General features: G+C 68.0%; 17 protein-coding genes. 7 read left to right on the forward strand and 10 right to left on the reverse strand.

Going from position 1 to position 24378, the window contains the following annotated elements; all coding sequences use genetic code 11:
• Positions 1-3: 3 nt before the first annotated feature.
• The 3 genes from ACYVDK_RS10430 to ACYVDK_RS10440 all read right to left on the reverse strand — a co-directional run bounded on the left by ACYVDK_RS10430 (position 4) and on the right by ACYVDK_RS10440 (position 5347).
• A complete protein-coding gene (locus ACYVDK_RS10430) occupies positions 4-960 on the reverse strand; it encodes a D-2-hydroxyacid dehydrogenase family protein (protein WP_460521379.1) in 957 nt (318 codons plus the stop codon).
• A 62-nt stretch (positions 961-1022) separates the two neighbouring features.
• Positions 1023-3983 (reverse strand): UPF0182 family membrane protein, encoded by a 2961-nt coding sequence (locus tag ACYVDK_RS10435; protein WP_460521381.1) that lies wholly within the window; start codon positions 3981-3983, stop codon positions 1023-1025.
• A gap of 200 nt (positions 3984-4183) precedes the next feature.
• Positions 4184-5347, reverse strand: a complete 1164-nt coding sequence (locus tag ACYVDK_RS10440; protein WP_460521383.1) for a YlbL family protein — start codon at positions 5345-5347, stop codon at positions 4184-4186.
• Positions 5348-5486: 139 nt separating this feature from the next.
• On the opposite strand from ACYVDK_RS10440, the gene ACYVDK_RS10445 reads away from it, so the two are divergent.
• Positions 5487-6911, forward strand: coding sequence for a zinc-dependent metalloprotease (locus ACYVDK_RS10445; protein ID WP_460521385.1), 1425 nt, complete (start codon positions 5487-5489; stop codon positions 6909-6911).
• Positions 6912-6931: 20 nt separating this feature from the next.
• Here ACYVDK_RS10445 and ACYVDK_RS10450 read toward each other — a convergent pair whose 3' ends face one another.
• From ACYVDK_RS10450 to nudC, 3 genes are all read right to left on the reverse strand, one after another.
• On the reverse strand, positions 6932-7678 hold the full coding sequence (locus tag ACYVDK_RS10450; protein WP_460521387.1) for an AAA family ATPase: 747 nt from the start codon (positions 7676-7678) through the stop codon (positions 6932-6934).
• 895 nt (positions 7679-8573) lie between these two features.
• Complete coding sequence (locus ACYVDK_RS10455) at positions 8574-10349, reverse strand: ATP-dependent helicase (RefSeq protein WP_460521440.1); 1776 nt, start codon at positions 10347-10349, stop codon at positions 8574-8576.
• A 23-nt stretch (positions 10350-10372) separates the two neighbouring features.
• Positions 10373-11326: an NAD(+) diphosphatase gene (nudC, locus tag ACYVDK_RS10460; protein ID WP_460521389.1), complete on the reverse strand. Its 954-nt coding sequence runs from the start codon at positions 11324-11326 to the stop codon at positions 10373-10375.
• A 245-nt stretch (positions 11327-11571) separates the two neighbouring features.
• Between nudC and ACYVDK_RS10465 the strand changes: the two genes are divergently transcribed.
• Positions 11572-12654, forward strand: coding sequence for a phosphotransferase (locus ACYVDK_RS10465; RefSeq protein WP_460521391.1), 1083 nt, complete (start codon positions 11572-11574; stop codon positions 12652-12654).
• Between the two features lie 31 nt (positions 12655-12685).
• On the opposite strand, the gene ACYVDK_RS10470 is transcribed toward ACYVDK_RS10465, so the two are convergent.
• The gene (locus tag ACYVDK_RS10470; protein WP_460521393.1) at positions 12686-13912 is read right to left on the reverse strand and encodes an MFS transporter; all 1227 of its coding nucleotides are present in this window, start codon (positions 13910-13912) and stop codon (positions 12686-12688) included.
• Positions 13913-14151: 239 nt separating this feature from the next.
• Here ACYVDK_RS10470 and ACYVDK_RS10475 point away from each other — a divergent pair, with 239 nt between their 5' ends.
• Both ACYVDK_RS10475 and ACYVDK_RS10480 read left to right on the forward strand, forming a co-directional pair.
• Positions 14152-14541: a tautomerase family protein gene (locus tag ACYVDK_RS10475; protein WP_460521395.1), complete on the forward strand. Its 390-nt coding sequence runs from the start codon at positions 14152-14154 to the stop codon at positions 14539-14541.
• 193 nt (positions 14542-14734) lie between these two features.
• A complete protein-coding gene (locus ACYVDK_RS10480) occupies positions 14735-15169 on the forward strand; it encodes a GNAT family N-acetyltransferase (protein WP_460521397.1) in 435 nt (144 codons plus the stop codon).
• Between the two features lie 235 nt (positions 15170-15404).
• On the opposite strand, the gene ACYVDK_RS10485 is transcribed toward ACYVDK_RS10480, so the two are convergent.
• Entirely contained in the window at positions 15405-18815 is a 3411-nt protein-coding gene (locus tag ACYVDK_RS10485; protein ID WP_460521399.1) for an ATP-dependent helicase, read from the reverse strand.
• Complete coding sequence (locus ACYVDK_RS10490; protein WP_460521442.1) at positions 18808-21921, reverse strand: PD-(D/E)XK nuclease family protein; 3114 nt, start codon at positions 21919-21921, stop codon at positions 18808-18810. Before ACYVDK_RS10490 ends, ACYVDK_RS10485 begins: the two co-directional genes overlap by 8 nt.
• 182 nt (positions 21922-22103) lie before the next feature.
• Here ACYVDK_RS10490 and ACYVDK_RS10495 point away from each other — a divergent pair, with 182 nt between their 5' ends.
• The 3 genes from ACYVDK_RS10495 to ACYVDK_RS10505 are packed head-to-tail and all read left to right on the forward strand — an operon-like array spanning position 22104 to position 23491.
• A complete protein-coding gene (locus ACYVDK_RS10495; protein ID WP_460521401.1) occupies positions 22104-22328 on the forward strand; it encodes a DUF3107 domain-containing protein in 225 nt (74 codons plus the stop codon).
• Between the two features lie 13 nt (positions 22329-22341).
• On the forward strand, positions 22342-22653 hold the full coding sequence (locus ACYVDK_RS10500; RefSeq protein ID WP_460521403.1) for a hypothetical protein: 312 nt from the start codon (positions 22342-22344) through the stop codon (positions 22651-22653).
• A 1-nt stretch (position 22654) separates the two neighbouring features.
• The gene (locus ACYVDK_RS10505) at positions 22655-23491 is read left to right on the forward strand and encodes a tyrosine-protein phosphatase (RefSeq protein WP_460521405.1); all 837 of its coding nucleotides are present in this window, start codon (positions 22655-22657) and stop codon (positions 23489-23491) included.
• A gap of 26 nt (positions 23492-23517) precedes the next feature.
• On the opposite strand, the gene ACYVDK_RS10510 is transcribed toward ACYVDK_RS10505, so the two are convergent.
• Positions 23518-24234, reverse strand: coding sequence for a ferritin-like fold-containing protein (locus tag ACYVDK_RS10510; RefSeq protein ID WP_460521407.1), 717 nt, complete (start codon positions 24232-24234; stop codon positions 23518-23520).
• Between the last annotated feature and the right edge of the window lie 144 nt (positions 24235-24378).

The following is a 24378-nucleotide window of genomic DNA, read 5'->3' on the forward strand; positions in this document are numbered from 1 at the left end:
ACGTTATGGGACGGGCAGCACCCGCACGGGAGCACCGCGAAGGTACCCCAGCACGTCTTCGACGGCGTCGCCGTAGAACGCGCGGTAGTTGTCCGTGGATACGTAGCCGATGTGCGGGAGCAGCAACGTGTTCGGCGCCGACCGCAGCGGGTGGTCGGCCGGAAGCGGCTCCTGATCGTAGACGTCGAGCGCTGCACCGGCGATGCCGCCGCCGTGCAAGGCATCCAGCAGCGCCGCCTCGTCGACGATGGGACCGCGCGATGTGTTGATCAGATAGGCGTCCTGGCGCATCAGAGCGAGTTCGGCGGCTCCGATGATGCCGCGCGTTCCCGGAGTGAGCGGCAGATGAACGGTGAGGATGTCGGGCACCGCGAACAGTTCGTCGCGCGTCACCGCCGTCACGCCGTGTTCCGCCGCCCGTTCAGGCGTGAGCGAGCGGCTCCACGCGATCACGCGCATGCCGAACGCCCGCGCAAGTCGCGCGACGGGAACACCGAGGCGCCCGAGTCCCAGCACGCCTAACGTGCGATCGGCGAGCCCCGGCCCGATCGTGTGCTGCCATCCGCCGGAGCGAACAGCGGTGTCCTCCTCCACGAAGTGCCGCGTCAGCGCGATCATCATGCCGATGGTGAGCTCGGCGACACTGTTGCCTGCCGACCCCGTGCCGCTGACCACGATGCCGGATCGCGTCGCGACCTCCAGATCGATCGATGCGTTCCTCATGCCCGTCGTCACGAGCAGCCGCAGCTCGGGCAGCTCCCCGAGCAGTTCGGCCGGGAATCGCGTGCGCTCGCGCATCGCCACGACCACCTCGCTGGAGCCGATGCACTCCAGAAGCTCGGCTCCCTCCAGATGCCGGTCGACCTGAACGATGTCGAACACGTCGGCGATGGGCGCCCAGTCAGCGGATCGCAGCGCGATCCGCTGGTAGTCGTCGAGAACGGTGAGAGTGCGTGGCATATCGAATGTCCGGGGTGAGGGGGTGTCAGAACGTCTGCTGAACGGTTCGGAGTGCCGTCCGGCTACTTCGAACCACCGGAGGAACCTGACGATCCGGCGATCGCCTGCTGCGCGGCGAGGGCATCGGCGAGGTCCTTCTGGAGTCGAGCATCCTGTTCTCCATACGTCGTCCAGTCCCCCGCCTTCAGCGCGGCATCGCGGGCCGTGAGCGCCTGCTTCGCGTCATTCAGGGCGTTCTGCAGGTTCTGTTCCTGTGTGGCGTTCGCCGACGAGGATCCGCCGGTGCTGCCGGTGCTGCCGGTCTGGCCGCTGCTGCTGCCGCTGGTGGTCGGCTCGCTGGTAGAACCGGTCCCGGTGTCACCGGCGGTCGCGCCGGAATCACCGCCGAACAGTACATCGAGTGCCCCGTTGAGCGTGTCTTCGAAAGCGATCTTGTCGCCGAACGACACGAGCACCTTCTGCAGCAGCGGATAGCTGGTCGATCCGCTGGACTGCACGTACACCGGTTCGACATAGAGCAGGCCGCCGCCGACAGGGAGGGTCAGAAGGTTGCCGTTGATCACCTTCGTCGATCCCTGCCTCAGCAGGTTCAGCGCAGCAGACACGTTCGGATCGGAGTCGAAGCTGTTCTGCACGGAGCCCGGGCCCGGAATCGTGTCCTGCGATGGCAGGCGGAGCAGTCTCAGGGTGCCGTAGTCCGATGCTTTCGTACCGGACTTGTTCCCGGCGTTGGAGTCCACGGCCAGGTATCCCTTGAGAATGCTGCGATTCGACGCGCTCGTCGATTGCGGGATGTAGGTCGAGTAGAGCGAGAACTCCGGAGACTTCTGGCCGGGCATCTGCATCGTCAGGTAGTACGGCGGTTGCAGCGATGCGGCATCCGAACTCGACGGATCGTCAGGAACCTGCCACGCGTCGGTGCGCGAGAAGAACGAGCCGGGGTCTGTCACGTGGTACTGCGCCAGGATCTGGCGTTGCACCTTGAACAGGTCTGCAGGATAGCGAACGTGGCTCATCAGAGCCCCGCTCATGTCGCTGATCGGCTTCACCGTGCCGGGGAAGACCTTCTCCCACGTCTTCAGCACCGGGTCGGAGGCGTCCCAGGCATACAGGGACACCTTGCCCGAGTACGCATCGACGGTGGCCTTCACGGAGTTGCGGATGTAGTTGACGTTGTCCATCCCGAACCCGGTGGTCGACGAGTTCTGCGAGTCGGAGATGGCGTCGCCGTACGAGACCTCCTGCGAGTACGGATACTGATCGCTGGTCGTGTACCCGTCGATGATCCATACGACGCGGCCGTTCACCACAGACGGGTACGGGTCGCTGTCCAGCGTCAGATAGGGCGCGACCTGCCGCACACGCGAGAGCGGGTCGCGGTTGTAGAGGATCTGCGAGTCGTTGTTGACGGCATCTGACAACACGATCTGCTCGTCCTGGAACTTGATCGCGTAGGCGAGGCGCGTGAAGAGGTTGTCGAGCTTCGGACCGCCGTCGCCGGAGTACGTCGTGTACGTCGCCTGCTGACTGCCCGAGCCTGCCGGGTAGTCCAGCTCGACCGGTTTCGAGCCCTTCGGAGCGCCCACGATCGAGTACCGGGGCGAGTCCTGACCGAAGTAGACCCGTGGCTGGTAGTCGCCGAGCGCTCCCGAGGTCGGGATACCCGACTCGAAGAAGTCCGGTTGCCCATCGGCCTGGCGCTTGTTGCCGTACGCGGCGACCAGGCCGTAGCCGTGCGTGTACACGAAGGTCTCGTTGTACTTTCCGGAGTTGCCGAGGCCGGACTGGTGCAGTTCGCGCACCGCCACCACGCTGTCCTGTTCCTTGCCGTCGATCGTGTAGCGGTCGACGTCGAGGTCCGTGCTGAACCCGTAGTACTGACGGAACTGCTGCAGCTGCGCGAATGCACCGGAGACCACGGACGGGTCGAGGATGCGGATGCTCGCTGTGGTGTCGGCATCCTTGCGCAACGCGCCTTGCTTGGCGTCCGTCTTGGCGTCGTACGTGCTCACCTTCACGTTGTCGACGCCGAACGCCTGCTGCGTGGACTTGATCGATCTTTCGATGTACGTCGACTCGATCGTCTTCTCGCTCGGCGCGACAATGAGCTTCTGCACGCCCCACGGGTAGATGACGCCGACGATGATCGCCGACACGATGAGAAGCGCCGTACCGACCAGCGGGTAGCGCCACCGACCGATGAACGCGGTCAGCACGAAGAGCAGCGCCACCACGACGGCGATGCCGGCGAGGATGGCGCGCCCTGGGATGGTGGCGGTGACGTCGGTGTAGGCGGCGCCGTTGACGCGGCCGTCGACCGAGGAGTCCGTGAGCGAGGCGTATCGATCGAGCCAGATGCTCACGGCCTGCAGCAGCAGGTAGAAGGCGGCGATCACGGCGATCTGCACCCGAGCGGCGCGCGAGATGCGCACCTCGCGGCCGTTCACCCGAATGGAGCCGTACAGATAGCAGGTGGCGATCGTCGCCAGCAGCCCGATGATGGTGACGGCCGACATGTATGCCAGCACACTGCGATAGAACGGCAGCGCGAACATGTAGAACGAGACATCGAGATGGAACTGCGGGTCTGTCCTGCCCGCCGGCACCCCGTTCAGCCACAGTGCGGCGGTCTGCCACCTGCTCGAGGATGCGGCACCGGCGAAAAGGCCGAAGATGACCGGGATGCCGTACGTCGCGACGCGACGGAGGGGCTCGACGACCTGCTGGTAACGCCCGACTCCCGAGTCGAGCTTCGCATACACCGGACGCAGCCGGTAGGCGAGGAAGATGCACAGCCAGAGCGGGATCGCCATGGCGAAGAAGCCGATGAGGAACATCGCCCACCCCGCGAACCACTGGGTGGTGAGCACCTCGAGATAGCCGAGCTGGCCGAACCACAGCACATCGGTGTACAGGCTCGTGAAGATGAAGAACGCGATGACGAGCACGGCCACGATGCCGAGCGTGATCCAGATCGCCGCTCGGCGACGTCGACCTGGACGGCCTACTGCTGCGGATGTCACGAATGATCCTCTTGGTGGGGGCGCACGAACCGCACGGTTCGCTGTCGGGCGTCAGGATGCGCGTACCGTGTCGGCGACCGCACGCCCTGAAACATCCATCCTAGGGCGGGCAAGCCGCGCACCGGTCGGACGTCACCTGGGAGTGAGCTGATCGACAATGATGAGTAAGCCGACGGGTCGGTGCTTCAGACGGCTGAGCGTCACGACGCCTTGCAGGTGGGAAGATGCGCGGTGCTCGAGCCGGTGCGCACGGCATCCAGCACTGTGAGCGAGTCCTTCAGCGTCTTGACCGCATAGACGTGCAGGCCGGCCGGGATGTGCCCCGTCACCTCGTCGCAGTTCGAAGCGGGCGCGAGGAACACGGTCGCCCCCGCGGAGCGCGCGCCGAACATCTTCTGCCTGATGCCGCCGATCGGACCGACGTTGCCCTCGTTGTCGATCGTGCCTGTCCCTGCGACGCGGGCACCGCCGTTCAGCGAGCCGGGCGTGAGCTTGTCCATGATGCCGAGTGCGAACATCTGGCCGGCGCTCGGCCCGCCCACGTTGTTCAGTTGGATCGTGACGTCGAACGGGAACGTGTAGTCCATCGTCGCGCCGATGCCGATCACCACCGCACCGGCTGTCTTCTCCGGCGTCACAGTGACATCGTGCTTCTTGCCGCCACGCACGATCGTGATGGTCGCCGGCGTGCCCGCGCCGTTCTTCGCCAGCTGGTCACGCAGCGACTGCACGCCCAGAACCGTGACCCCGTCGACTGCGGTGATCTCGTCCCCGACGTCGATGACACCCTTCGCCGGGCCGTTCGCCACCTGCTTCACCATGATGCGCTGCGAAAAGGTGTAGCCGAGCTCGTTGAGAGCCGCAGCGACGGCATCCTTCTGCGAATCGGTCATCATCTGGGCGTTCTCGGCGTTCTGCTGTTGCACGTTCTGCCCTGGCGGAAACGCGACGCCGACCGGAATCACCGCGCGCGACGGCGACAGCCATGCCTGAATGACCTGGCCCCAGTTGGGCAGCTGGCCCGGCGCGCCGATCTCCGAGACCGTGAGCAGGTCGAGCGACCCCTTCGTCGGGTAGGTCTTGTGCCCGTCCACCACGATGAGCGGCTTCTTCTCGGCAGCGTTCGACGGTGTCTGGCCGACCGGATGGTCGTAGCCGAGCGTGTTGAACACCGGTCCAGGCGCCTCGATCACGTACGGCGCAGGCGAGAGCGCCATCACCAGCAGCAGCACGAACGCCACGACCACGAGTGCGGTGCCGATGCGGCGCGAACGAGGAACGCGGGCGTCGTCGAAGACTTCGTCGCCGGCATCCGCTCCCCCGCCCGCGCTTTCCGCCTGCGCGTGATCGGAGAAAAGCGACACGGATGGCTCCTGTTCGCGACGGGCGGACGGCGGACCAGCCCAGCGTAGGCGATTTCCCACCTGCGGCCCCTGTGCAGCGGTCTAGCGTTGATTCAGACAGTGATTCGCAAGAGACGGCGACGACGGGAAGAGGCATCGCATGTCCGATGACGACCGGAACGACTCCGAGGACGAGCTGCGCGAGATGCTGCGGCAGTTCCTGTCGGGAAACGCGTCGTTCGATCCCAGTCAGCTCGCCGGTGCGGCGGGTCTGCCCGGCGATGCTGCGAGCATCCAGGCGCTGATGAGCCAGCTGCAGGGCGCGCTGCGCTCGTCGTCCGACGGCATCGACTGGAACATCGCGCTCGAACAGGGCACGACGATCGCCTCGAAGGATGCGCTGGAGGCGACTCCTGCCGACCGCGCGTCGCTCGACCAGGCGTTCACCGTCGCGGCTCTCTGGCTCGACGAGGTGACGAGCATCTCCGAGCTGATGACGACGCCCGTTCTGATGAGCCGCCGGCAGTGGGTGAAAGACACCATGCCGGTGTGGACACAGCTGGCCGAGCCTGTGGCGACGAGCATCTCGGATGCCCTCACGAATGTCATGCAGGAGCAGGCTCCCGAAGAGATGCGCGGCATGCTGCAGAACGCGGGCCACATCGTACGAGCGGTCGGCGGCACGCTGTTCGCCGTGCAGCTCGGCCAGGTGGTCGGGCGGTTGTCGGCAGAAGTGGTGTCCGGCGGCGACGTCGGCATCCCCCTGCTGGGCGACGGCACGGCCGCGCTGCTGCCGCAGAACGTCGCCGCGTTCGGCGAGGGGCTCGACATCCCGTCCGACCAGGTGGCGATCTATCTCGCTGTGCGCGAGTTGGCGCACGCCAGGCTGTTCCGGCACGCGAAGTGGCTGCGGTTGCGGCTGATCACCGCGATCACCGAGTTCGCCCGCGGTGTCACGATCGATTCCGACCGCATGCAGGAGCTCGCGGAGGGTTTCGATCCGTCGAATCCGGACGAGTTGCGCGAGGCGATGGTGAGCGGCGCACTGATCCCTCCGAGAACGGAGGCGCAGGAGGCTGCACTCGTGCGGCTGGAGACTCTGCTCGCCCTCATCGAGGGCTGGGTCGACGTGGTCACCGCACGCGCGACGTCGCGTCTGCCGAAATCGGACGCCGTCGCCGAGACCGTGCGGCGCAGGCGGGCGGCAGGGGGTCCGGCGGAGTCGGCGTTCGCCACGCTCGTCGGCCTCGAGCTGCGCCCCCGCCGGCTGCGCGAGGCCGCCTTCATGTGGTCGCAGGTCACGGATGCGGCGGGCGACGACGAGCGGGACCGCCTGTGGTCGCACCCCGACCTGCTGCCGACCTCGGAGGACGTCGACGACCCGAGTGCCCTCGTCGCGCGGCTGACGGCATCCGCTTCGGGCGTCGAGCCGGAGCTCGACGAGCTCGACGAGGCGATCGCGGCCCTGCTGAACGGCGTGAATCCGGGCGAGGCGCCAGTCGGCGGAGACGGAGACGCACCGCGTTCGGACGACGATCGAGCGTCAGGGAGCGCAGAAGGCGACGAGGGCACGAAGCCGGTGTGAGGTGTCTGCTCGGGTCGCTTTCAGCCGAGCAGATGCCGCAGATAGCGCTCCGGTGCGTCGAGGTACGAGCGCCAGTGTCGTACGAGTTCGAGGTCGCCCCAGGCGGTCTCCCGCATTCCCCACGGGCCGAGTTCGAGAATGCGTGCGCCGGGAAGCGCCGCAAGAACAGGTGAGTGTGTGGCGCAGATCACCTGACCGCGTTGCTCGACGATGCGTTGCAATGTGGCGATCAGCGCGAGCGTCGAACCGAATGAGAGTGCGGCCTCGGGCTCGTCCAGGCAATAAAACCCTGGTGAGTCGAAGCGTGTCTCGAGGATGGCGAGAAAGGACTCGCCGTGACTCATCTCGTGGAATGCCGGCTCCGGACCGCGGCGGGAATTCGACGGATGCTGCTCGAGGTACGTATAGAAGGAGTGCATCGTCTCGGCACGGAGGAAGAACCCCCATCGCCCCGCGCCGACGCCGCGCTGGAGGCCCAGCCAGTCCGAGAGCCGCGACTCGGTGCTCCGCGTACTGTGCTGGGCGTACACCGAACCGCCCTCCGGCGCGAGGCCGTACGCGACCGCGACGCCTTCGACGATCGTCGACTTCCCCGAGCCGTTCTCGCCGACCAGGAACGTGACCCCCGGTGCCGGCTGCAGCCCCTCGTCGAGGAGCTGCGCGATCGCGGGAACGGTTCGTGGCCAGATTCCAGGCCGGTCGTCCGCATCGGGGCTGCGAGAGACCGCGACGACAGGAGGTTGAGTGAACGGGTCGGTCGTGCGCACAGCGACAGTGTGGCAGGCAGGTGCGACGTACCTCGCACGCCTCGACATGTCTCCGCACACCCTGTGGACAGACCCGACAGCCCGGGTCCGAGTGGCGGCATGATGGCGCTCATGATCCATCGCCTCGATCCCGCGGTACCGCTCGTGTGGCGCGACCCGCACACGTTGCAGCTCGGCGTGGATCGCGTCGTGTGCGTCTTCGCGAACATCGCACCGCAGACGGAGCGGATGCTCGCGGCGCTCCGCACAGGCGCCCCGCGTTCGGCGCTCGAGGTGGAGGCGATGAGGGGTTCGCGAGCGGACGCGGCGGAGCAGGTGGACGCCCTGCTCGCCTCGGTCGCCGGCGCGCTCGAAACACCGGAGCCGTCGCCGTCGCCGTCGCCGACCGTCGCCCTCGACGGTGCGGGGCCCACCGCGGAGCGACTGCTTCGCCTGCTTCGCGAGGCGGGGCACAGCATCGTCCTGGGTGATCGAAGTGGTGACAGGGCAGACGACGTGGCCGCGGCGATCATGGTCGGCTCGTACGTCATCCCGCCGTGGCGGCACGGCCATTGGCTGCGGCGCGACATCCCGCATCTGCCGATCGTCATCGGCGACGACGGCGCCCGCGTCGGCCCGTTCGTCGACTCGTCGTACGCCGATCCCGCGCTAGACGGTGATGCCGGTGCACACGACCAAGACCCTTGCCTGCGCTGTCTCTCCCTGGAGCGTCGCGACCTCGACCCCGCATGGCCGGCGATCGCTGTGCAGCTCGACGCCCACGTGCCCGCTCCGGAGCCGACACTCCTCTCGGCGCAGGTCGCCTCGCTCGCGGCACGATGGGTGGATGCCCGGGTGCGCGCGGGCGATCGCTCTCACGCGGCCACGAGCATCCATGTGCACCGCGACGGGAGCGTCAGCGAGCAGACCCACTCGGCTCACGCGCTGTGCGGATGCCGAGCTCTGCCAGAAAACGTGACGGCTCTCGTGGCCCGGCAGCACTCGCAGCCCAGCTCAGCGCCAGTCGGCGTCTCGCGCGGGTGATGCCGACATAGAGCAGGCGACGCTCCTCGTCGATCGCCTCCGGAGTTCGGGCGTAGCCGATCGGGACGAGCCCGTCGCCGAGTCCGACGAGGTGCACGTCGTCCCACTCCAGTCCCTTCGCGGCGTGCAGCGTGCAGAGCGTGACAGCGGCGATGGCGGGTTCGTGCTGCGCCGCCTGTCGTGCAAGGAGATCTTCGGTGAACTGCCGGAACGAGGTGCCGGACGGCGCTTCGTCGACGAGACCCATGATCGCATTGAGCGACTCCCAGCGGTCTCGCACGCTGCCCGCGGACTGCGGGGCATCGAGGGTCCAACCGAGCGAGCGCAGCACGTCGCTCACAGACTGGAAGAGCGGGTCGTCCGACACCGTCAACGAAGCGGCCCGCAGCGTCATCACCGCCTGCCGCACCTCGGGCAGGTCGAAGAACCGCCTCGACCCGCGCATCTGGTAGGCCACCCCGGCATTGCTCAGCGCCGCCTCCAGCGTCACCGCCTGCGCGTTCACGCGGTACAGCACCGCAAGGTCCTGCGGCTTCGCGCCGGCGCGCATGGTCGCGCTCAGCTGGGCGGCGACCGCGGCAGCCTCCTCGGCGTCGGTGGCGTAGCCGGAGAGCGTTGGTGCGGGTTCGCCCGTGGAACACGGTTCCAGAGGCGTGCCTGACTCGTCCACAACGTCGACCGGTCGAAGCGCGTGCAACGTCAGTGCACCGGGTCGTCCGCGCATCAGGCGGTTCGCGGTCTCCACGATGGGCGCGCTCGAGCGATAGTTCTGCTCGAGCCGCACGAGAGTGGCATCCGTGTACCGGCGGGAGAATTCCAGCAGGAACGAGCTGGATGCACCGGCGAACGAGTAGATCGTCTGGCTCGCGTCACCGACGACGCAGAGGTCGGAGCGGTCCCCGAGCCACAGGTCGAGCAGACGCTGCTGAAGAGGCGAGACATCCTGGTATTCGTCGACGACGAAGAACCGGTACTGTTCGCGCACGTGCATCGCGACGGACGGCTCGGCCTCGATCATGCCTGCGCATGCGAGCAACACGTCTTCGAAGTCGAGCTGCCTGCGCTCGTCCTTCAGCGCTTCGTACGCGCGCTGCAGGTCGAGCGCCTGCTCGGCGCTGAGAGCCCCGGGCGCGGAACGCTGCGCTCCGGCGTAGTCGTCCATGCTCAGCTCGCTGACCTTGCGCCACTCGATCTCTGCGGCCACATCGCGCAGGGTGGCTGTGTCGACCCGTAGCCGGATGCGTTCGGCCGCCTGCCCGAGCAGCCTCGCCTTGCCGTCGAGCACGCGCGGCAGGCCGCCCCCGACGACGATGGGCCAGAAGTAGTTCAGCTGGCTCAGCGCAGACGCGTGGAATGTTCGAGCCGCGACCCCGGATGCGCCGAGCGCGCGCAACCTTGTGCGCAGCTCGGACGCCGCGCGACTGGTGAAGGTGAGCGCCATCACGCGGTTCGGCGCGTACACGCCGGTCGCGACACCGTACGCGATGCGGTGCGTGATCGCCCGCGTCTTGCCGGTGCCGGCGCCGGCGAGAACACACACCGGCCCGAGCAACGCCTCGGCCGCGACACGCTGTGCGTCATCGAGCGCGTCGAGCAGTGCCTGGGGGGAGCCTGGATCGCGCTGCTCCGGCACCTCACCGGGCCGCACCGCTCCGGACCCGGCGAAGTCGGTCACGCAACCTCCGCAGGCGGCCGATCCAGCGGCCCTCCGTACCAGTCGCGCACGATCGCGTGTGCGATCGACGAACCACCGGGCAGAAGGATGTCGTCGCGCTGCCGCCAGATGTCGTCACGGCTGAACCAGCGCAGCGCGAGGATCTCCTCGCCGTCGGGACGAGGCTCGGTGTGGCCGGCGACCGCGCGGGCCTCCATGCCGATCATCACGGATGCCGGGAAAGGCCACGGCTGAGACCCGAGGTACTGCGGGTCGGTGACGAGCACTCCCGACTCCTCTGCGACCTCGCGCACGACCGCGTCTTCGAACGACTCCCCCGCCTCCACGAATCCGGCAAGCAGCGACCAGCGGTTGTTCTCCCACAGCGCGTTCGAGCCGAGCAAGAGGCGATCATCGTCGTCGAGAACCCTCATGATCACGGCGGGGTCGGTGCGCGGGAAGATCTCGTTGTTGTCGACGAAGCAGCGGCGCATCCACCCGCCGTGCTCCACGACGGTCGGTGTGCCACAACGCGGGCAATGGGTGTGGGATGCGTGCCAGTTCGCCACCGCGACGGACTCCGTGACGAGACCGGCATCACGGTCGCAGAGGGTTGTGGAGAGCTCGCGCAGGCCCCGCCACGCGCTCTCATCCGCCTGCAGTTCACGGGCAGCGGCATCCGCCAGAACGGAGAGGATCACCGGGGTCCCGGCGGGCTCGTCGGGACCGCCCTCCAGCGTGCGGCCGAGATAGACGCGCGTGAGCGCCGACGTCACCTCGTCGGCGCGGAAGAGTGTGAGACGGGACCCCTCCTCGACGTCCGTCGTCAGCACCCTGCCGTTCCAGAGCGGGAGCACCTTGGTGGACTCTTCGGCGAGCAACTCGTCGAAGAGCGACTCACGGGTACGACTCACGGCATCGCGGTCGACAGCGGATCGCGCCAACGGGAGCGGACCGAGCGGGCGGGGCATGGGCGGATCTCCTCGGAACGGCTGGTTCTGGGTGAGTGGGTTCTGGGGGGTGAGTGGGTTCTGCGTGAACGAGTCTGCGTGATCGAGTCTGAGTGATCCAGTCTGGGCGACTGGGCCTCTCCGGCTGCATCGGAGCAACCGGATCTGGGCAGCCGGGCCTGGGCGACATGGGCTGGCCCACCGGCCTGGCCCGCAGCGCGTGGCGCACTGCCTCGGTGCGCTGGCGGGAGCCTAACCTTGTCGGTATGGCCAGATCCCACCTCACTCTAGCTGCGCTGGCCACGTCGGCCGTGCCCGACCTGGACATCGCCGGCACCCGCAGCTACAGCTACGATCTGCACGGCGATTTCGAGTCAGCGCTGCTCACCAGCCGCGACGGCACGGAGCTGATCATCCGGGTGCCGGCTTCGCAGGACGCCGAGACCGAGCAGAGCGCAGACCTCGTCGCTTTGCACTCGCTCACGCCTGGGGTGCGTGCGCGCTTGCCTTTCGACGTACCCGAATACGTCGGTCAGACCCCGATAGGCGGTACTCGCGCGGTCGTCTACACATTCCTGCCCGGCAGCAAGGTGGCACTCGAGAACGTGCAGCCCGGAGACGGCCTCGCCGCCTCGATCGGCCGGGCGATCGCCGCCATCCATACGCTGCCGACGTCTTTCGTGAGCCAGGCGGGACTGCCGGCACTGACGGCTGCCGAGTGCCTCGCCGCGACGAAGGCACTCATCGCCGCGGCCGATGCCACCGGGCTGGTGCCCGCCGCGCTGTCGAAGCGCTGGAGAGAAGCGGTCGACGACGAGGAGCTCTGGCGGTTCCAGCCGACCGTGATCAACGGGGCCCTGACGATCGACTCCTTCATCGTGCGCGAGGAATCGGTGGTCGGCCTCATCGGCTGGTCCGCACTGCGCGTGGGCGACCCGGCACGCGACCTGCACTGGGTGCTCGGCATGAACGCGGATGCCGCGGAGAGCGCGATCGAGGCGTACTCGCTGGCACGCGGGGCGGCATCCGACCGTAACCTCCTCTTCCGGGCGACGCTCTACGCCGAACTCGAACTGGCACGATGGTTGATGCACGGCCGCGAGTTGCACGACCAGCTCATCGTGGACGATGCCGTGACGATGCTCGACAGCCTCGTGGAGCGGGTGCACGACGACGACGTCGACCCGCTCGCTCCGCACACCGGACCGATCATGGCCGTCACCGATGTGGAGGCACTGCTGGATGCCACGCCGCTCGATCGCGACGCCGGCACCGCCTCGCAGGGTCTCCCCCCTGTCGCAGAGGACCGTCCGCCCACAGACGACGAGTTCGAACGCGACGACGACTGAGCTCGGACGGTCTGGTGCTCCGCCGTCCCGGCTAACAGTTCTGGGGTGCTTCGCGCAGCGGTGACAGTATCGCCGTGAGCGCGGCGAAAGCGAAGACGACGATCACCCCGAGGAGGGTGAACCGATCGCCGACGAGCCCGGCGACGAAGCCTCCTGAGACGGCACCGAGGGCTGCGAGCGTGCGATTCCCCGAGCGTCGGGTGGCGTTGGTTCGGCCGAGCAGCTCGTCGGGGGTGAGCGTCTGCCACAGGACCTGCTCCGGAGAGTTCTCCACGCCCATGGCAAGCCCTTGGAGCGCGAGTCCGACGAACAGGAGCACTCCGCCGACCACGCTCGGAGGAGCAACCGCCACGAGTATCCATGCGATCGGGTAGATCATGCGTGCGACGACGATCACTCGTCCTGCTCCGAGTCGGGCACCGACCCGCGGTGCGAGGGACGCGCCGATCAGACTGGTGACGCCGAACACCGTGAGCAGCAGCCCGAACGTGAAGGCGGAGAATCCCAACGTCCTCAGCGCCAGGAGCGAGAGCACCGTCATCGCTGCACCGTTGGCGATGAACCAGATATGCGTGGACACCGTCAAAGGGCCGAGCGTGCGGTGCCGGTACGTCCACTTCAAACCCTCCCGTATCTCGGCGACGAAGTTCGCCGCACGGGCAGCAGACCGCGGCTCATCGATCCGGATGCCGGCATTCAGCACTGCGTCGACGAGGTAGCTGACCGCGTCGACGACGATCGCCACCGGGGCGCCGAGCAGGCCCACGAGTCCGCCGCCAAGCGCCGGACCGAGAGTCTGGGCTGCGGCGTCCGTCTGGTCGAGCCGGGCATTGGCTTGCCAAAGTCGTGCGCGCGGCACCAGACGTGGGAGCAGCGACTGCGTCGCTGCGAACCCGAACACCGAGAACGCACCGAACGTCAGCAAAGCGGCGACCAGCATCCAGACCTGCAGCACACCGGATAGCCACAGGAGGGGGACGGACCCCAGTGAGAGCGCCCGCCCCACGCTGGCCCACACCAGGATGGGCTTGCGCCGCCAACGGTCCGTGTACACCCCGGCAGCAAGCCCGAGCAACGCGTACGGCACGAACTGCGACGCGTTCACCACACCGACCTCGAACGGTGTCGCGTGCAGCAACTGCACCACCAACACCGGCATCGCCACCGCGGTGACCGCCGAGCCGAACGAACTGACCGTGGCCGCCGTCCAGTACCGGGCGAACGAAGATCGGGAAGCCGAAGCATCCACCTCGCCCATCGTCCGCCCTCCTCTGTCGGCTTGGACTGTCGGCTTGGACCCGACGGTAGCCGAGAACTCGATACCGACCGCGCAAACCTGCGGTTGCCAGGGCGCCCGCAAATGCGGTCCCCCGCGCCACCATCTTGCCGTTCGCCGGGGGCGGTCGGAGCGCGTTCTTCTCGGTGGTCGTCCTGGTCGTCGTGTTCGGGATCCCGCAGCGCGCGAGCACCCGTAGACCGGCCGGATACGCTGAGCTCGTGGCCCAGGTAGTCGTCTATGGTGTGCGTGAATCGCTCACCAAGCATCGTTCCGCCCTGTCCGAGGCGATCCACGAATCGATCATGGTCGCCCTCGAATACCCGCCCGAGAAGAAGTTCCAACGGTTCATCGCACTCGACGGTGATGACTTCGTCTATCCCGACGATCGAGGGCCGAACGACACGATCATCGAGATATCGATGTTCGAAGGCCGCTCGGAAGCAGCCAAGAGGGCTCTCATCGCCGAGCTGTTCGCCCGCATCGAGACGAAGGTCGGCATCGGCCAACAGAGCGTCGAGATCACGCTCTACGAGACGCCGAAGGCCAACTGGGGCATCCGCGGCCAGAACGCGGCCGATCTTGCGCTCGGCTACCGCGTCGAAGTGTGAACCGCAGGGAGGCACAGGAGCGGTGCACGACCTGGAGGTCCTGTGCCGATGCGGTGCGCCCGACTGATTCGCCCGCGGGCGAATCCCTCACCGCGAGGCTGGCGCAGTGAGGGGCCGAAAGTCATCCGGTTTGCGAAACCCCCTCCGGGATGTGTCCTGCAGGTCATCAGTGGAGCGGCAGCATAATGATTCAATGCCCGGTCCGACGATCAAGATCGCCCGCACGATAGCTCAGGCGCGAACCTGTTTCCCCGTATTCGCCGAGCTACGTCCTCACCTTGACGAGGAGTCGTTCCTCGACCGATGGCAGGTGCAGGCCCGAGCCGGATACGAGATCGCATACGTCCAAGACGACGAAGGCGTGGTCGTCGCTGCCGCAGGCTACCGCGAGATGACCACAATGGCGTGGGGTCGCATCCTCTACCTCGACGACCTCATTGCTCGATCCGATCACGTGGGAACCGGTCTCGGCACGGCGTTGCTCCGATACCTGCAAGACGAAACGCGACGACGCGGATGCGACGAGCTGCACCTCGATACCGGCTACACCCGCCATGCCGCGCACCGCAGCTACCTTCGCAACGGGTTCGACATGGTGTGCCACCACATGGCCTGGCCCGCCGCTTGACCCTCGGCCATCGATAACGGGACTGCCGCACGGACAGGAGACCGAGATGACCAGGCGACGGCGACGGCCGCGCAGGTGCCCTGGCCGTTGTTCCGCCGCACAAGATTGCAGACAAGCTGCATTGCGGACAGGATGCCTAATCCAGCGTCGATTCGACGGCCATTGTGGCTTCGCCGCACGACGCGCACTACGCAACGGCCGATCCTTTCGGGAGCTGTTCAACCGTCAACGGCCGTCACGCCGCGGCGAAGCCGCTCCCTTCCGCGCCCGTGCTTGCCCGCCAGAGCCGGAGCAGTTCGTGCTCATCCACGAGCTCCGTCGGCCGAACGACCCGGTCGTCGGAGACGTAGTAGAACGCCGCATCGACCAGGCCTGGATCGATGCCACGCCATTGCGAGAACGCCAGGCGATATAGCGCAAGCTGAAGCTGCTTGCTCGCGAGGTCGGCATCATCCTTCGGCGGTTTGCCGGTCTTCCAGTCCACGATCTCGTAGCGTCCGTCACTCTCATAGACCGCGTCGATCTTGCAGATCACGAGGTGGCCGTCGAAAGGCAGATGGATCTCGCGCTCGACCTCCACCGGTTGCCGATCAGCCCACGGCGAACGCTCGAATGTGCGCTGCAGCGCGGCCAGCCGTTCCCGCTCCAGCTGGTCGGCGGATCTGTCGGCGTCGAGTTCCGGCCCATCACCATCGCCATCGCCATCGGCCCGGCCCGGCGTCAGCGGCTCCTCGTCGAGCTCCGCAGCGAACGCATCGATCACCTCCGTCCCACCCGCGACGCCGGCACGGCGCTCCACCCACGCGTGGAACAGTGTGCCCAAGCGTGTCGCACGATACGGCCGGTCCGGCATCGGTCGACGAAGCCCCTGCGCCACCTCACCCGGAGTGTCGATGTAGTCCTTGAAGCGGGATGCCGGCACACGCGTCGGCACCGTGACGACGCCGGATGCCCGCAGCATCCGGTCGCGCTCCCGCAGCAGCAGCTCCACGTCGTGGGTCCAGCGACCCGGCCTGCTCGGGTCCGCGCTGCGCACCAGTTCGGCAGCGCGCTCGACCGTGGCCCTGCGACCGCCGAGCGGATCGACCGGCCACCTGATGGGCTCGGCGCCCTCGCCCAGCGGGTTCTCGTCGTGCACGGAAGCCTCCGGCAGCGCAGCGACGATGCCCGTGTCGGCCAGTTCGCTCAGGTAGCGGCTCGGGCGTCGCGGCTGCTTCTGCGTCGACCAGAACGACCCGGTCAGCAGAAGGGAGTGCCTGGCGCGCGTGACGGCCACGTAGGCGAGCCGCCGCTCCTCGCGTTCGTAGTGTTCACCGACCTCGTCTTTGAATCGCTGCCTGGCCTCCTTCACTTCCTTGCGCGTGGTCGCCTCGCGCCAGTCGAAAGACGGCAATTCGTCCGCATCACCGCGAAACTCCCACGGCAGTCGCCCGAATCCGAGCCACGCGCCCGTGCCCTCGTTCGGTTTCGCGGGCAGTTCCTCCTCGACCAGTCGCGGTACGACGACGTGGTCCCACTCGAGTCCTTTCGACCCGTGCACTGTGAGGATCTGCACGCACCCCGGCTCGGGCTTCTCCGACCTGGGTGCGAGCGAGTCGCGTTGCTCGGCCTCACGCAGCCAGCCGAGGAACCCGGGCAGACCCGCCGTCTCGCTGACTGCCAGGTAGTCGGCGAGGGCATCGAAGAAGGCATCCATCGCCCCGCGACCGCCGGTGCGGAACTCGTTGGCCGCCAGTTCGATGTCGAGGCGGAACTCTTGCTCGACCAGTGTGACGAAATCGAGCAGGTCGAGCCCGCTGCGTGCCCTGAGGCGAGCGAACAGGCGGCCGGCGTCGCGCATCCTGGCCAGCCCGGCATCGGAGATGCCCTGCAGCATGCGGTGCCCGTCGGGCGCGTGAACGAGCGCGTCGAGTGCGTCGACGACGGATGCCTGCTCGCTGTCGATCACGCTGGCTCGCATCGATGCCCGTACGTCGGCATCCAGCCGCTGCTGCTTGTAGTCGTGCTCGGCGAGCCAGCGCGCCGCATCCCGCAGCCCGCGAAGGTCGCGCACGCCGATGCGCCACCGTCCACCGGAAAGCAGTCGCACCAACTCGGACCCGGCGGTCGGATCGTCCACCACCCTCAGGGCGCTGACCAGGTCTGCGATCTCCGGCTCGGCGAGGAGTCCGCCGACGCCCAGCACGTGGTATTTCACACCGTGCTCGCGCAGGGCGGCCGTGAACGCGGACTGCGTTCCGCGCGAGCGGAACAGCATCGCGGCGCTCGGCACCGCGCGACGTCCTTGCGCGTCGAAGACCGGCCGATCATCGACATCCAGCACGGAATATGCGAGCCGCTCTTTCAGCCAAGCGGCGGCTGCATCCGCCTCATCGGCAACCGTCTCGACGAACACGGTTTCGATGTCCCTGGTGCTCGCCGCCGGCGACGGCGTGAGTACATCGACAGCGACTCTGGACCGGGCCGTGAGGGGCTCGACCAGGCGGTTGGCCGCATCGAGGATCCGAGTGCCGTTCCGCCAGCTCGTGCTGAGCCCGTAGCGACGAACGCCTTCGGTGCGCGGCTCATGCGTGCCTCCCCTGTCGCGGTCCGTTGAGCCCTCCCTGGCCGCCTCGCCGCTGGTGCCGAAGGTCTCCGCGAACTGGTCGAGGTTCGACGCGCTCGCTCCGCGCCAGCCGTAGATCGACTGATGAGGATCGCCGACGGCCATCACCGGTCGGCCTGCGAACAGCGCAGCCAGGAGCCGAGTCTGCACGACGGACGTGTCCTGGTACTCGTCGAGAAGCACCACCTCGTGTCGTTCGCGGATGCCCCGTGCCACGTCGGCCGACCGCTCGACGATCTGCAGCGCGAACGCCACCTGATCGGAGTACTCGACGAGCCCGCGGCGCAGCTTCTGCGCGTCGAATGCCCGCGCCAGATCGAGCAGGAGCGGCAGGTGCCCGACGGCGCGCACCGGTTCCACAACCTCTTTCAAGTAGGAGCCGGGTCCGCCGTTCGGCAGCTCCTCGAGACGCACGAATTCTCGTGCCATCGCCGCCACGGCAACCGGATCGGCCGTATTCTCGGCCACCGCGTGGGCGAGCTGCAACACGGCGCGCGTGACCTGGTCGACGGACTGGTCGAGGTCGTGCAGCCGCGGGTCACCGCTGGAGATCACGACGCTTCGCGCGAGCTGCCAGGCGGATGCCTCCCCCAGCACGGTTCCATCGCCCTCCCGCCCGAGCAGCAGCGCGTTGTCGCGGTAGATGGTGTTCGCCAACGAGTTGTAGGTGGCGACCACGGGCGGATCGAACTCGTCGGGCTCGTCGATGAGTCCGGCGCCGGCCAACCGCGCAATGCGGTCACGGATGCGTTCACGCAACTCTCCCGCTGCCTTGCGGGTGAACGTCAGGCCGAGCACTCTGCCGGGATCCACCAGGCGATTGGCGAGCAGCCAAAGCACCCGGAACGCCATGGTCTCCGTCTTGCCGCTCCCTGCGCCCGCCACGACGAGCGCCGGAGTGAGCGGAGACTCGATCACCGCTCGCTGCTGATCGGTGGGGCGGTGGGTGCCGAGAGCGTCGGCGATGGCATCCGCACGCACGATCTCCGCCACTCGGCCGGGCCCGTCACCGACCTCCTTCACCACGTCCTTCTCATTCACCGCAGATCGCCCCCACCCGGTGAAGGCGGCGCACCGCGAATCCCGGACGGTGTTCATCGAGCTCGGCCTTGCCCTCGAACTCGGCCACCGCGATCGCCTGCGCGGCCTGGCGGATGCGCTCCCGGAAAGCCTCCAGCCCGTCCTCGTCTAGAGCCGACTGCGCGCCTTCCCGATAGGACTTCGCCCGCACGCCGTCGCGCACGAAGAGCAGCTTCGCCCCGGCGCCGCGATGCGGTGCGAACGGCTCGCACAGCTCGTCGAGCTGCCCGGAGGCGTAGGCGAGCTGGTAGACGCCGAGCTGCGGCATCTCAGCCAGCTTCGCCGCGCTCGTCTCCGGCTTGCCGGTCTTCAGGTCGACGATCGTGATCCCTCCCGACGGGTCGACCTCGACCCGGTCGATCTTGCCGTGCACCTGGGCACGGCCGACATCGAGGCTGAACCCGGTCTCGGCCGCCACGAGTCGCGTTCCGGAACGCGCAGCATCCGCGAGATACTCAGCGACCCCCTGCACGAGTCGCCGTGCGGCGCGCTTCTCGCGTGCAGAGATCCACGGCGCTTCGAACACGAGCTCGTTCCAGCGCGACTCCACCGCCGCGAAAAGCGCATCGATCGCCGGATCGTCCGCCGTCTCCATCGCCCAGTGCACGATGGTTCCAATGCCCATCGAGGTGCTCGTGCTCGATCCGGCGATGTGGTCGAGAAACCAGTCCAGCGGCGACTCCTCGATCGCCTCGATGCGCGATGGCGCGATCGGAATGACCTCGGCATCATCGAACAGCGGCGCGCTGGTCGACGGTTCGAGCATCCCCTGCCACTGCGCCGGGTCGGCGCCCGTCACACCCGATGAGGCCAGCGCGGCCAGCGCTGACGCCGCTTCGCTGCGCGCGGCGCTCGTCGCCTCGCCGCGGGTGAGTTCTCTGCGCAGCCTCCCCGTGAGCCCGCGAAGGGTAAGAGCAGGAGCCGAGACATCCACCCCCGGCGTTCCCAGCGGTGCCAGGCCGAACAGCACGCTCGGGGACTCGTCGTCGTCGGATGCGGCTGCGAGTACGACCTGCCTGCTGGCTCGCGACACGGCGACTGCGAACATGCGCAGCTCGTCGGCGGCCACCTGTTTGCGCGCGTCGAGCACCACATCCGGTTCCTCCGCTGCCGCCCTGACCAACGCGTCGGTGTTCAGCAGAGTTCCGCGCACGCGCAGATCGGGCCAGACGCCCTCCTGCAGGCCGGCGACGATCACGACGTCGAATTCCTGCCCGACGACGCCGGACGGCGTCGCCACGAGAACCGACTCGGCGATACGGGTCGGTGAGAGCGTGTCTTCTGGCACATCGGCGTCGAGTACGCGAGAGAGGAACACCGACGGCGGCGAATCCGGCTCACGCTCACCGAAGCGTTTGGCCGCGGTGAACAGCGCCACCACGCCGTCGAGATTTCGATTCGCCTCGGATGCCGCAACACCCGATCCCGATGCCGCCTGCCGCCATTGCTCCCCGCGTCCGGTGCGTTCCCAGACCGTCCACAGCAGCTCTTCGATCCCCGCTCCGGCGACGGATGCCTCCCGCACAGCATCCAGGGTGCGTGCCAGCCGGTCGGCGTCGCGGGCGATGCGGTGGTCGATGGTGGCAAGGCGGCCGGGTGCGGCGAGGGCCTCGACAAGGAGATCGTCGGCGGGCCGTATCCCGCCCGATGCCACCTCCTCCGTTCGCAGGGCGACCCGCAACCGTCGCACGGCCAGCCGGTCCAGGCGCCCGAACGGGCCGAGCAGCATGGCCGTCGCGCCAGCGATGTCGAGCGGCGAGCGGCCGATTCCACGATCGACGATGTCGAGCAGCGCCCTGGCCGCCGAGTCGTCACGCAGGGCGGTTGACGCACTCGTCGTTCGCACCGGCACCTCGGCCACGGCGAGGGCTCGAGCCACGCCATCGATCAGTGCGCCGGAGCGCACCACGACGGCCAGCCGAGACCAGGGCACGTCGTTCATGAGATGCCGCTCCCGCAGCACGCGTGCCATGGCGGCCCACTCTCGCGCGGGCGTCGGCGCCTCGATGGTGAGCAGCGGGTCGAGCGATTCGTCGGCGATCCGAGCCGGAAGCGCGCCCCGGTGGCCGACGACTCCTGCCGTGCCCACACGCTCGGTCACCCTTTGTGTGAGCTCGCGCAAGACGGGCGGCTGCCGGTGCGCGACACGTAGAAGGCGGACGGGCATCCCGAGAGCGAAGCGACCGACCACGTCGGCCGAGCCGCCGCGGAAGACGCTCGTAGAGGCATCCGGATCGCCGAACGCCACCACAGTCACACCACGCGAGCGAAGGGCCTCGATCAACGCCAGCCCCAGCTCCGTCGCCTCCTGCAGGTCGTCGACGGCTACGAGCTTCAGCCGCGCGACAGCGTCGCTGACCTCTCCGCGCTCCAATGCGGCGACGGCGAAACGTGCCAGCTCGGCCGAGTCGAGCTGGTCGGGGCGTGCCTGGGAGATGGATGCGAGATAGTCGTCGATGAAGTCGGCCGCAGCGATCCACTCCGCATGCCCGCGCGTTCGGCCGAGTTCGCGCATCCGTTGCGGCGTCACGCCGCGCTCGGTCGCCCGGGCCATCAGCTCGCGCAGCTCGGTGCGGAACGAGCGCAACCCGCGCACCGTCTCGCCCAGGTGGTCGGGCCACCGCGGGCTCGCCGCCGCATGCGGCGCCGATACCTCGGCATCTTCCATGTGCCCCGCCAACAGGGTCGCGACGTCGGCGTCCTGCTCCGCCCCGGTGAGCAGGGTCGGTGGCTCTGTTCCTGCGCGGATCGCCGCCTGCGTCACGATGCCGAACGCGAGCGAGGACACGGTACGTGCAAGAGGTCCGTTGACCGCCTGGCCGATCCGCAGGCCCAGTCGGTCGCGCAGACGTGTCGCACTCAGGCGATCGAAGGTCAGGGCGAGCACCGACTCGGGGTCGAATCCGCAGCGATGCACCCGGTCGGCCAGCAGTTCGACGAGCGTCGTCGTCTTGCCTGTGCCGGGGGCCCCGATGACGACGGCGGATGCCCGAACATCGATTCCGAGCACCCCCCGCTGCGACGCGTCGAGGTCGGTGGCGCTCGCGACGATCGGGTTCTGGTGCATCACGCCCCTTACGGTATGAGACACCGCCGACAACGATGCCCCGACACCGTTGGCCGGGGCGAAGTCCTAGCTGCCGGCATCCGCCGGGTGTTCGTTCTGCCGACAGTGAACTGCACAGAACGGGTCGCGCGGCTGCCGTAGTGTGACTGACACCCGCGAACTCAAGTCGGAAGGCACCTGAAGTGGATATTCGCATCGGCATCGTCAACGCCCCCCGTGAGCTCAGCTTCGAGTCGACCCAATCGGCCGCAGAGGTCGAGGCGGCCGTCAGTGCGGCGCTCGGCAGCGACGCCGGCACGCTCGAACTCCGCGACGAGCACGGCAGCCTCTTCATCGTGCCGACCGCCGGAATCGGCTACGTGCAGATCGGCAGCGAGGAATCCCGCCGGGTCGGCTTCGTCGCGTAGTCTCTACCCTGCAATGGAGCTTCTGTTCATCACGCTGGGCGGCGCCATCATCGGCCTGATCGCCCGCTACGCACTCCCCTACCGCCACGCGCATGGCAGCGTGCTCGTGCCGGCGTTCGGCGCAGGGCTCGCCGCGGCAATCTGGGTGGCGCTCACCTGGGCGGGCCTCAAATGGAACGGCGGCTGGATCTGGTGGATCACCATCGTCGCGACCGCCGTGCTCACGGTCGGCGTCGATCTGCTGCTGGGGGCACTGCGAACCAGGGGCGACGAACGCCGCCTGCACCACTTGACCCGAGCGGGCGTGCCTTCGGCAGGGACCTGAGATGAGCGAGTCGGAGGCGTCTGACGAGCCGGATCAGATCGCTGATTCCGTGCCCGGCGCCGAGTTGCGCACCCAGGGCATCCCGAATCTGAGGGATATCGGCGGCTACGCGACCACGGACGGCAGGAGCGTGCGTCTCGGCCTCGTCTACCGTTCCACCGCGCTCGGCCACGCGACCGCCTCCGACCTCGAACTCCTGGCCTACCTCCGCCTCCGCACGGTGTTCGACCTCCGCACGCCCGCCGAACGCAAGGCGGAGCCCGATCGGCTCCCGCCCGGCGCGAGAGACCTGGATCTCGACGTTTTGGCGGACTCCCCGGGGTCAGCAGCGGCGCGCATCCCCGAGGTGTTCGCCCACCCCGACGAGGCGAGCACACTGCTGGCGAAGACCGACATGGGCACGATCTTCGACCAGATCTACCGCGGACTGGTATCGCTGCCGAGCGCGCTCGCCTCTTACCGCACGCTGTTCCGCGACCTTTCCGAACCGTCCACGCTGCCCGCGCTCTACCACTGCACGACGGGCAAGGACCGTACCGGCTGGGCGACCGCGGCGCTCCTGACCCTGCTCGGTGTCCCGGGCGAGTCGGTCATGAAGGACTACCTGCTCAGCAACACCTACCTGCGTCATGCCCTGCAACCGATGCTCGACTCCTTCGCCGAGCGTGGCGGCGATCCGGAACTGTTGAAGCCCATCCTCGAGGTCAGGCCCGAATACCTGCAGGCGGCCTTCGACGAGTTGCGCTTGCGGTTCGGCACCATCGAGGGCTACTTCACAGAAGGTCTCGGACTCGGCCCCGACTCTCAGAAGCGCCTCAGCGACCTCTTCCTGGAGTGATGGCTCGATTCCTGGAGCGGTGGCCTTCAGGCGGTGAGCCCCAGCGCGTCCATTCGCCTGGTGTGGGCTCCGATGACCTCGGTGAACACCGGTTCGGTGCGTTCCTCGTCTGAACGTTGATTGCCCGAGAGCTTCAACGCCGACCGGGCGACGAGCAGGGTGTCGCCGACGAGCCTCCTGCCCCACATCGCCAGCCGCGAGCCGAGCGTCGCATCCGCCTGGATCTCCAGCTCCAGGATGCCCGCCAGCTGCTCCGTGCTGCTCTGCGCGCCGAGCAGGCTCGCCGCCCGCGGTCCTACATCGCCTGGAAGTCCTCGAGCCAAGCGCATGAAGAAGTCGCTGAGCAGGCCGTCGGTCACGTACACCGCGAGCAGCGTCTCCTGCCAGTCGCGGCCGATCGTGATCGCCTGGAACCCGTCGATCGCTCGCGCGAATGGCGCCATCACGTCTGCGGGCTCTGCTTCGTGCCTGCGGATCTCAGCCACCACGGCTTGGTGCTTGCTGAGCGCGGCGCCCGCCGTGAGCGAGATGGTCTCTTTGCTCGTCAGCGACGGCACCTTCTGCACGACGCCGGAGAGCGTCTCGAAGGCCTGCAGCTGCAGATAGGCGACCTGTCCGAGAAAGGGCAGCAGGTCGGGGGCGATCTCGTGCAGGTCCACCCGTGTTCCGGATGCCTGTTCGCGTCGCGGCTTCAACTTCGGCGCGTCGACGGGCGCCGTCCTCCGGGCGAACCAGGGTGTCACGAAACCCAAGCTTAGAGGCGATCGCGCGCAGCGCCGCGAGAGCCGCTCACGGCCCAGCCGGTCAGTCGCCGGGGTTCGTGCTGCGCGGCCGAACCCCTCAACCGCGCTGCGAGCGCTTCGCGCTCGACCGACTCAATCGGGGCT

Source organism: Humibacter antri (assembly GCF_054777235.1).

Coding starts and splice junctions, on each gene's coding strand:
- ACYVDK_RS10465 (WP_460521391.1), top strand. CDS start 11,572: ATGGCCAGATCCCACCTCACTCTAGCTGCGCTGGCCACGTCGGCCGTG.
- nudC (WP_460521389.1), bottom strand. CDS start 11,326: ATGCCCCGCCCGCTCGGTCCGCTCCCGTTGGCGCGATCCGCTGTCGAC.
- ACYVDK_RS10480 (WP_460521397.1), top strand. CDS start 14,735: ATGCCCGGTCCGACGATCAAGATCGCCCGCACGATAGCTCAGGCGCGA.
- ACYVDK_RS10470 (WP_460521393.1), bottom strand. CDS start 13,912: ATGGGCGAGGTGGATGCTTCGGCTTCCCGATCTTCGTTCGCCCGGTAC.
- ACYVDK_RS10500 (WP_460521403.1), top strand. CDS start 22,342: ATGGAGCTTCTGTTCATCACGCTGGGCGGCGCCATCATCGGCCTGATC.
- ACYVDK_RS10490 (WP_460521442.1), bottom strand. CDS start 21,921: ATGCACCAGAACCCGATCGTCGCGAGCGCCACCGACCTCGACGCGTCG.
- ACYVDK_RS10430 (WP_460521379.1), bottom strand. CDS start 960: ATGCCACGCACTCTCACCGTTCTCGACGACTACCAGCGGATCGCGCTG.
- ACYVDK_RS10445 (WP_460521385.1), top strand. CDS start 5,487: ATGTCCGATGACGACCGGAACGACTCCGAGGACGAGCTGCGCGAGATG.
- ACYVDK_RS10505 (WP_460521405.1), top strand. CDS start 22,655: ATGAGCGAGTCGGAGGCGTCTGACGAGCCGGATCAGATCGCTGATTCC.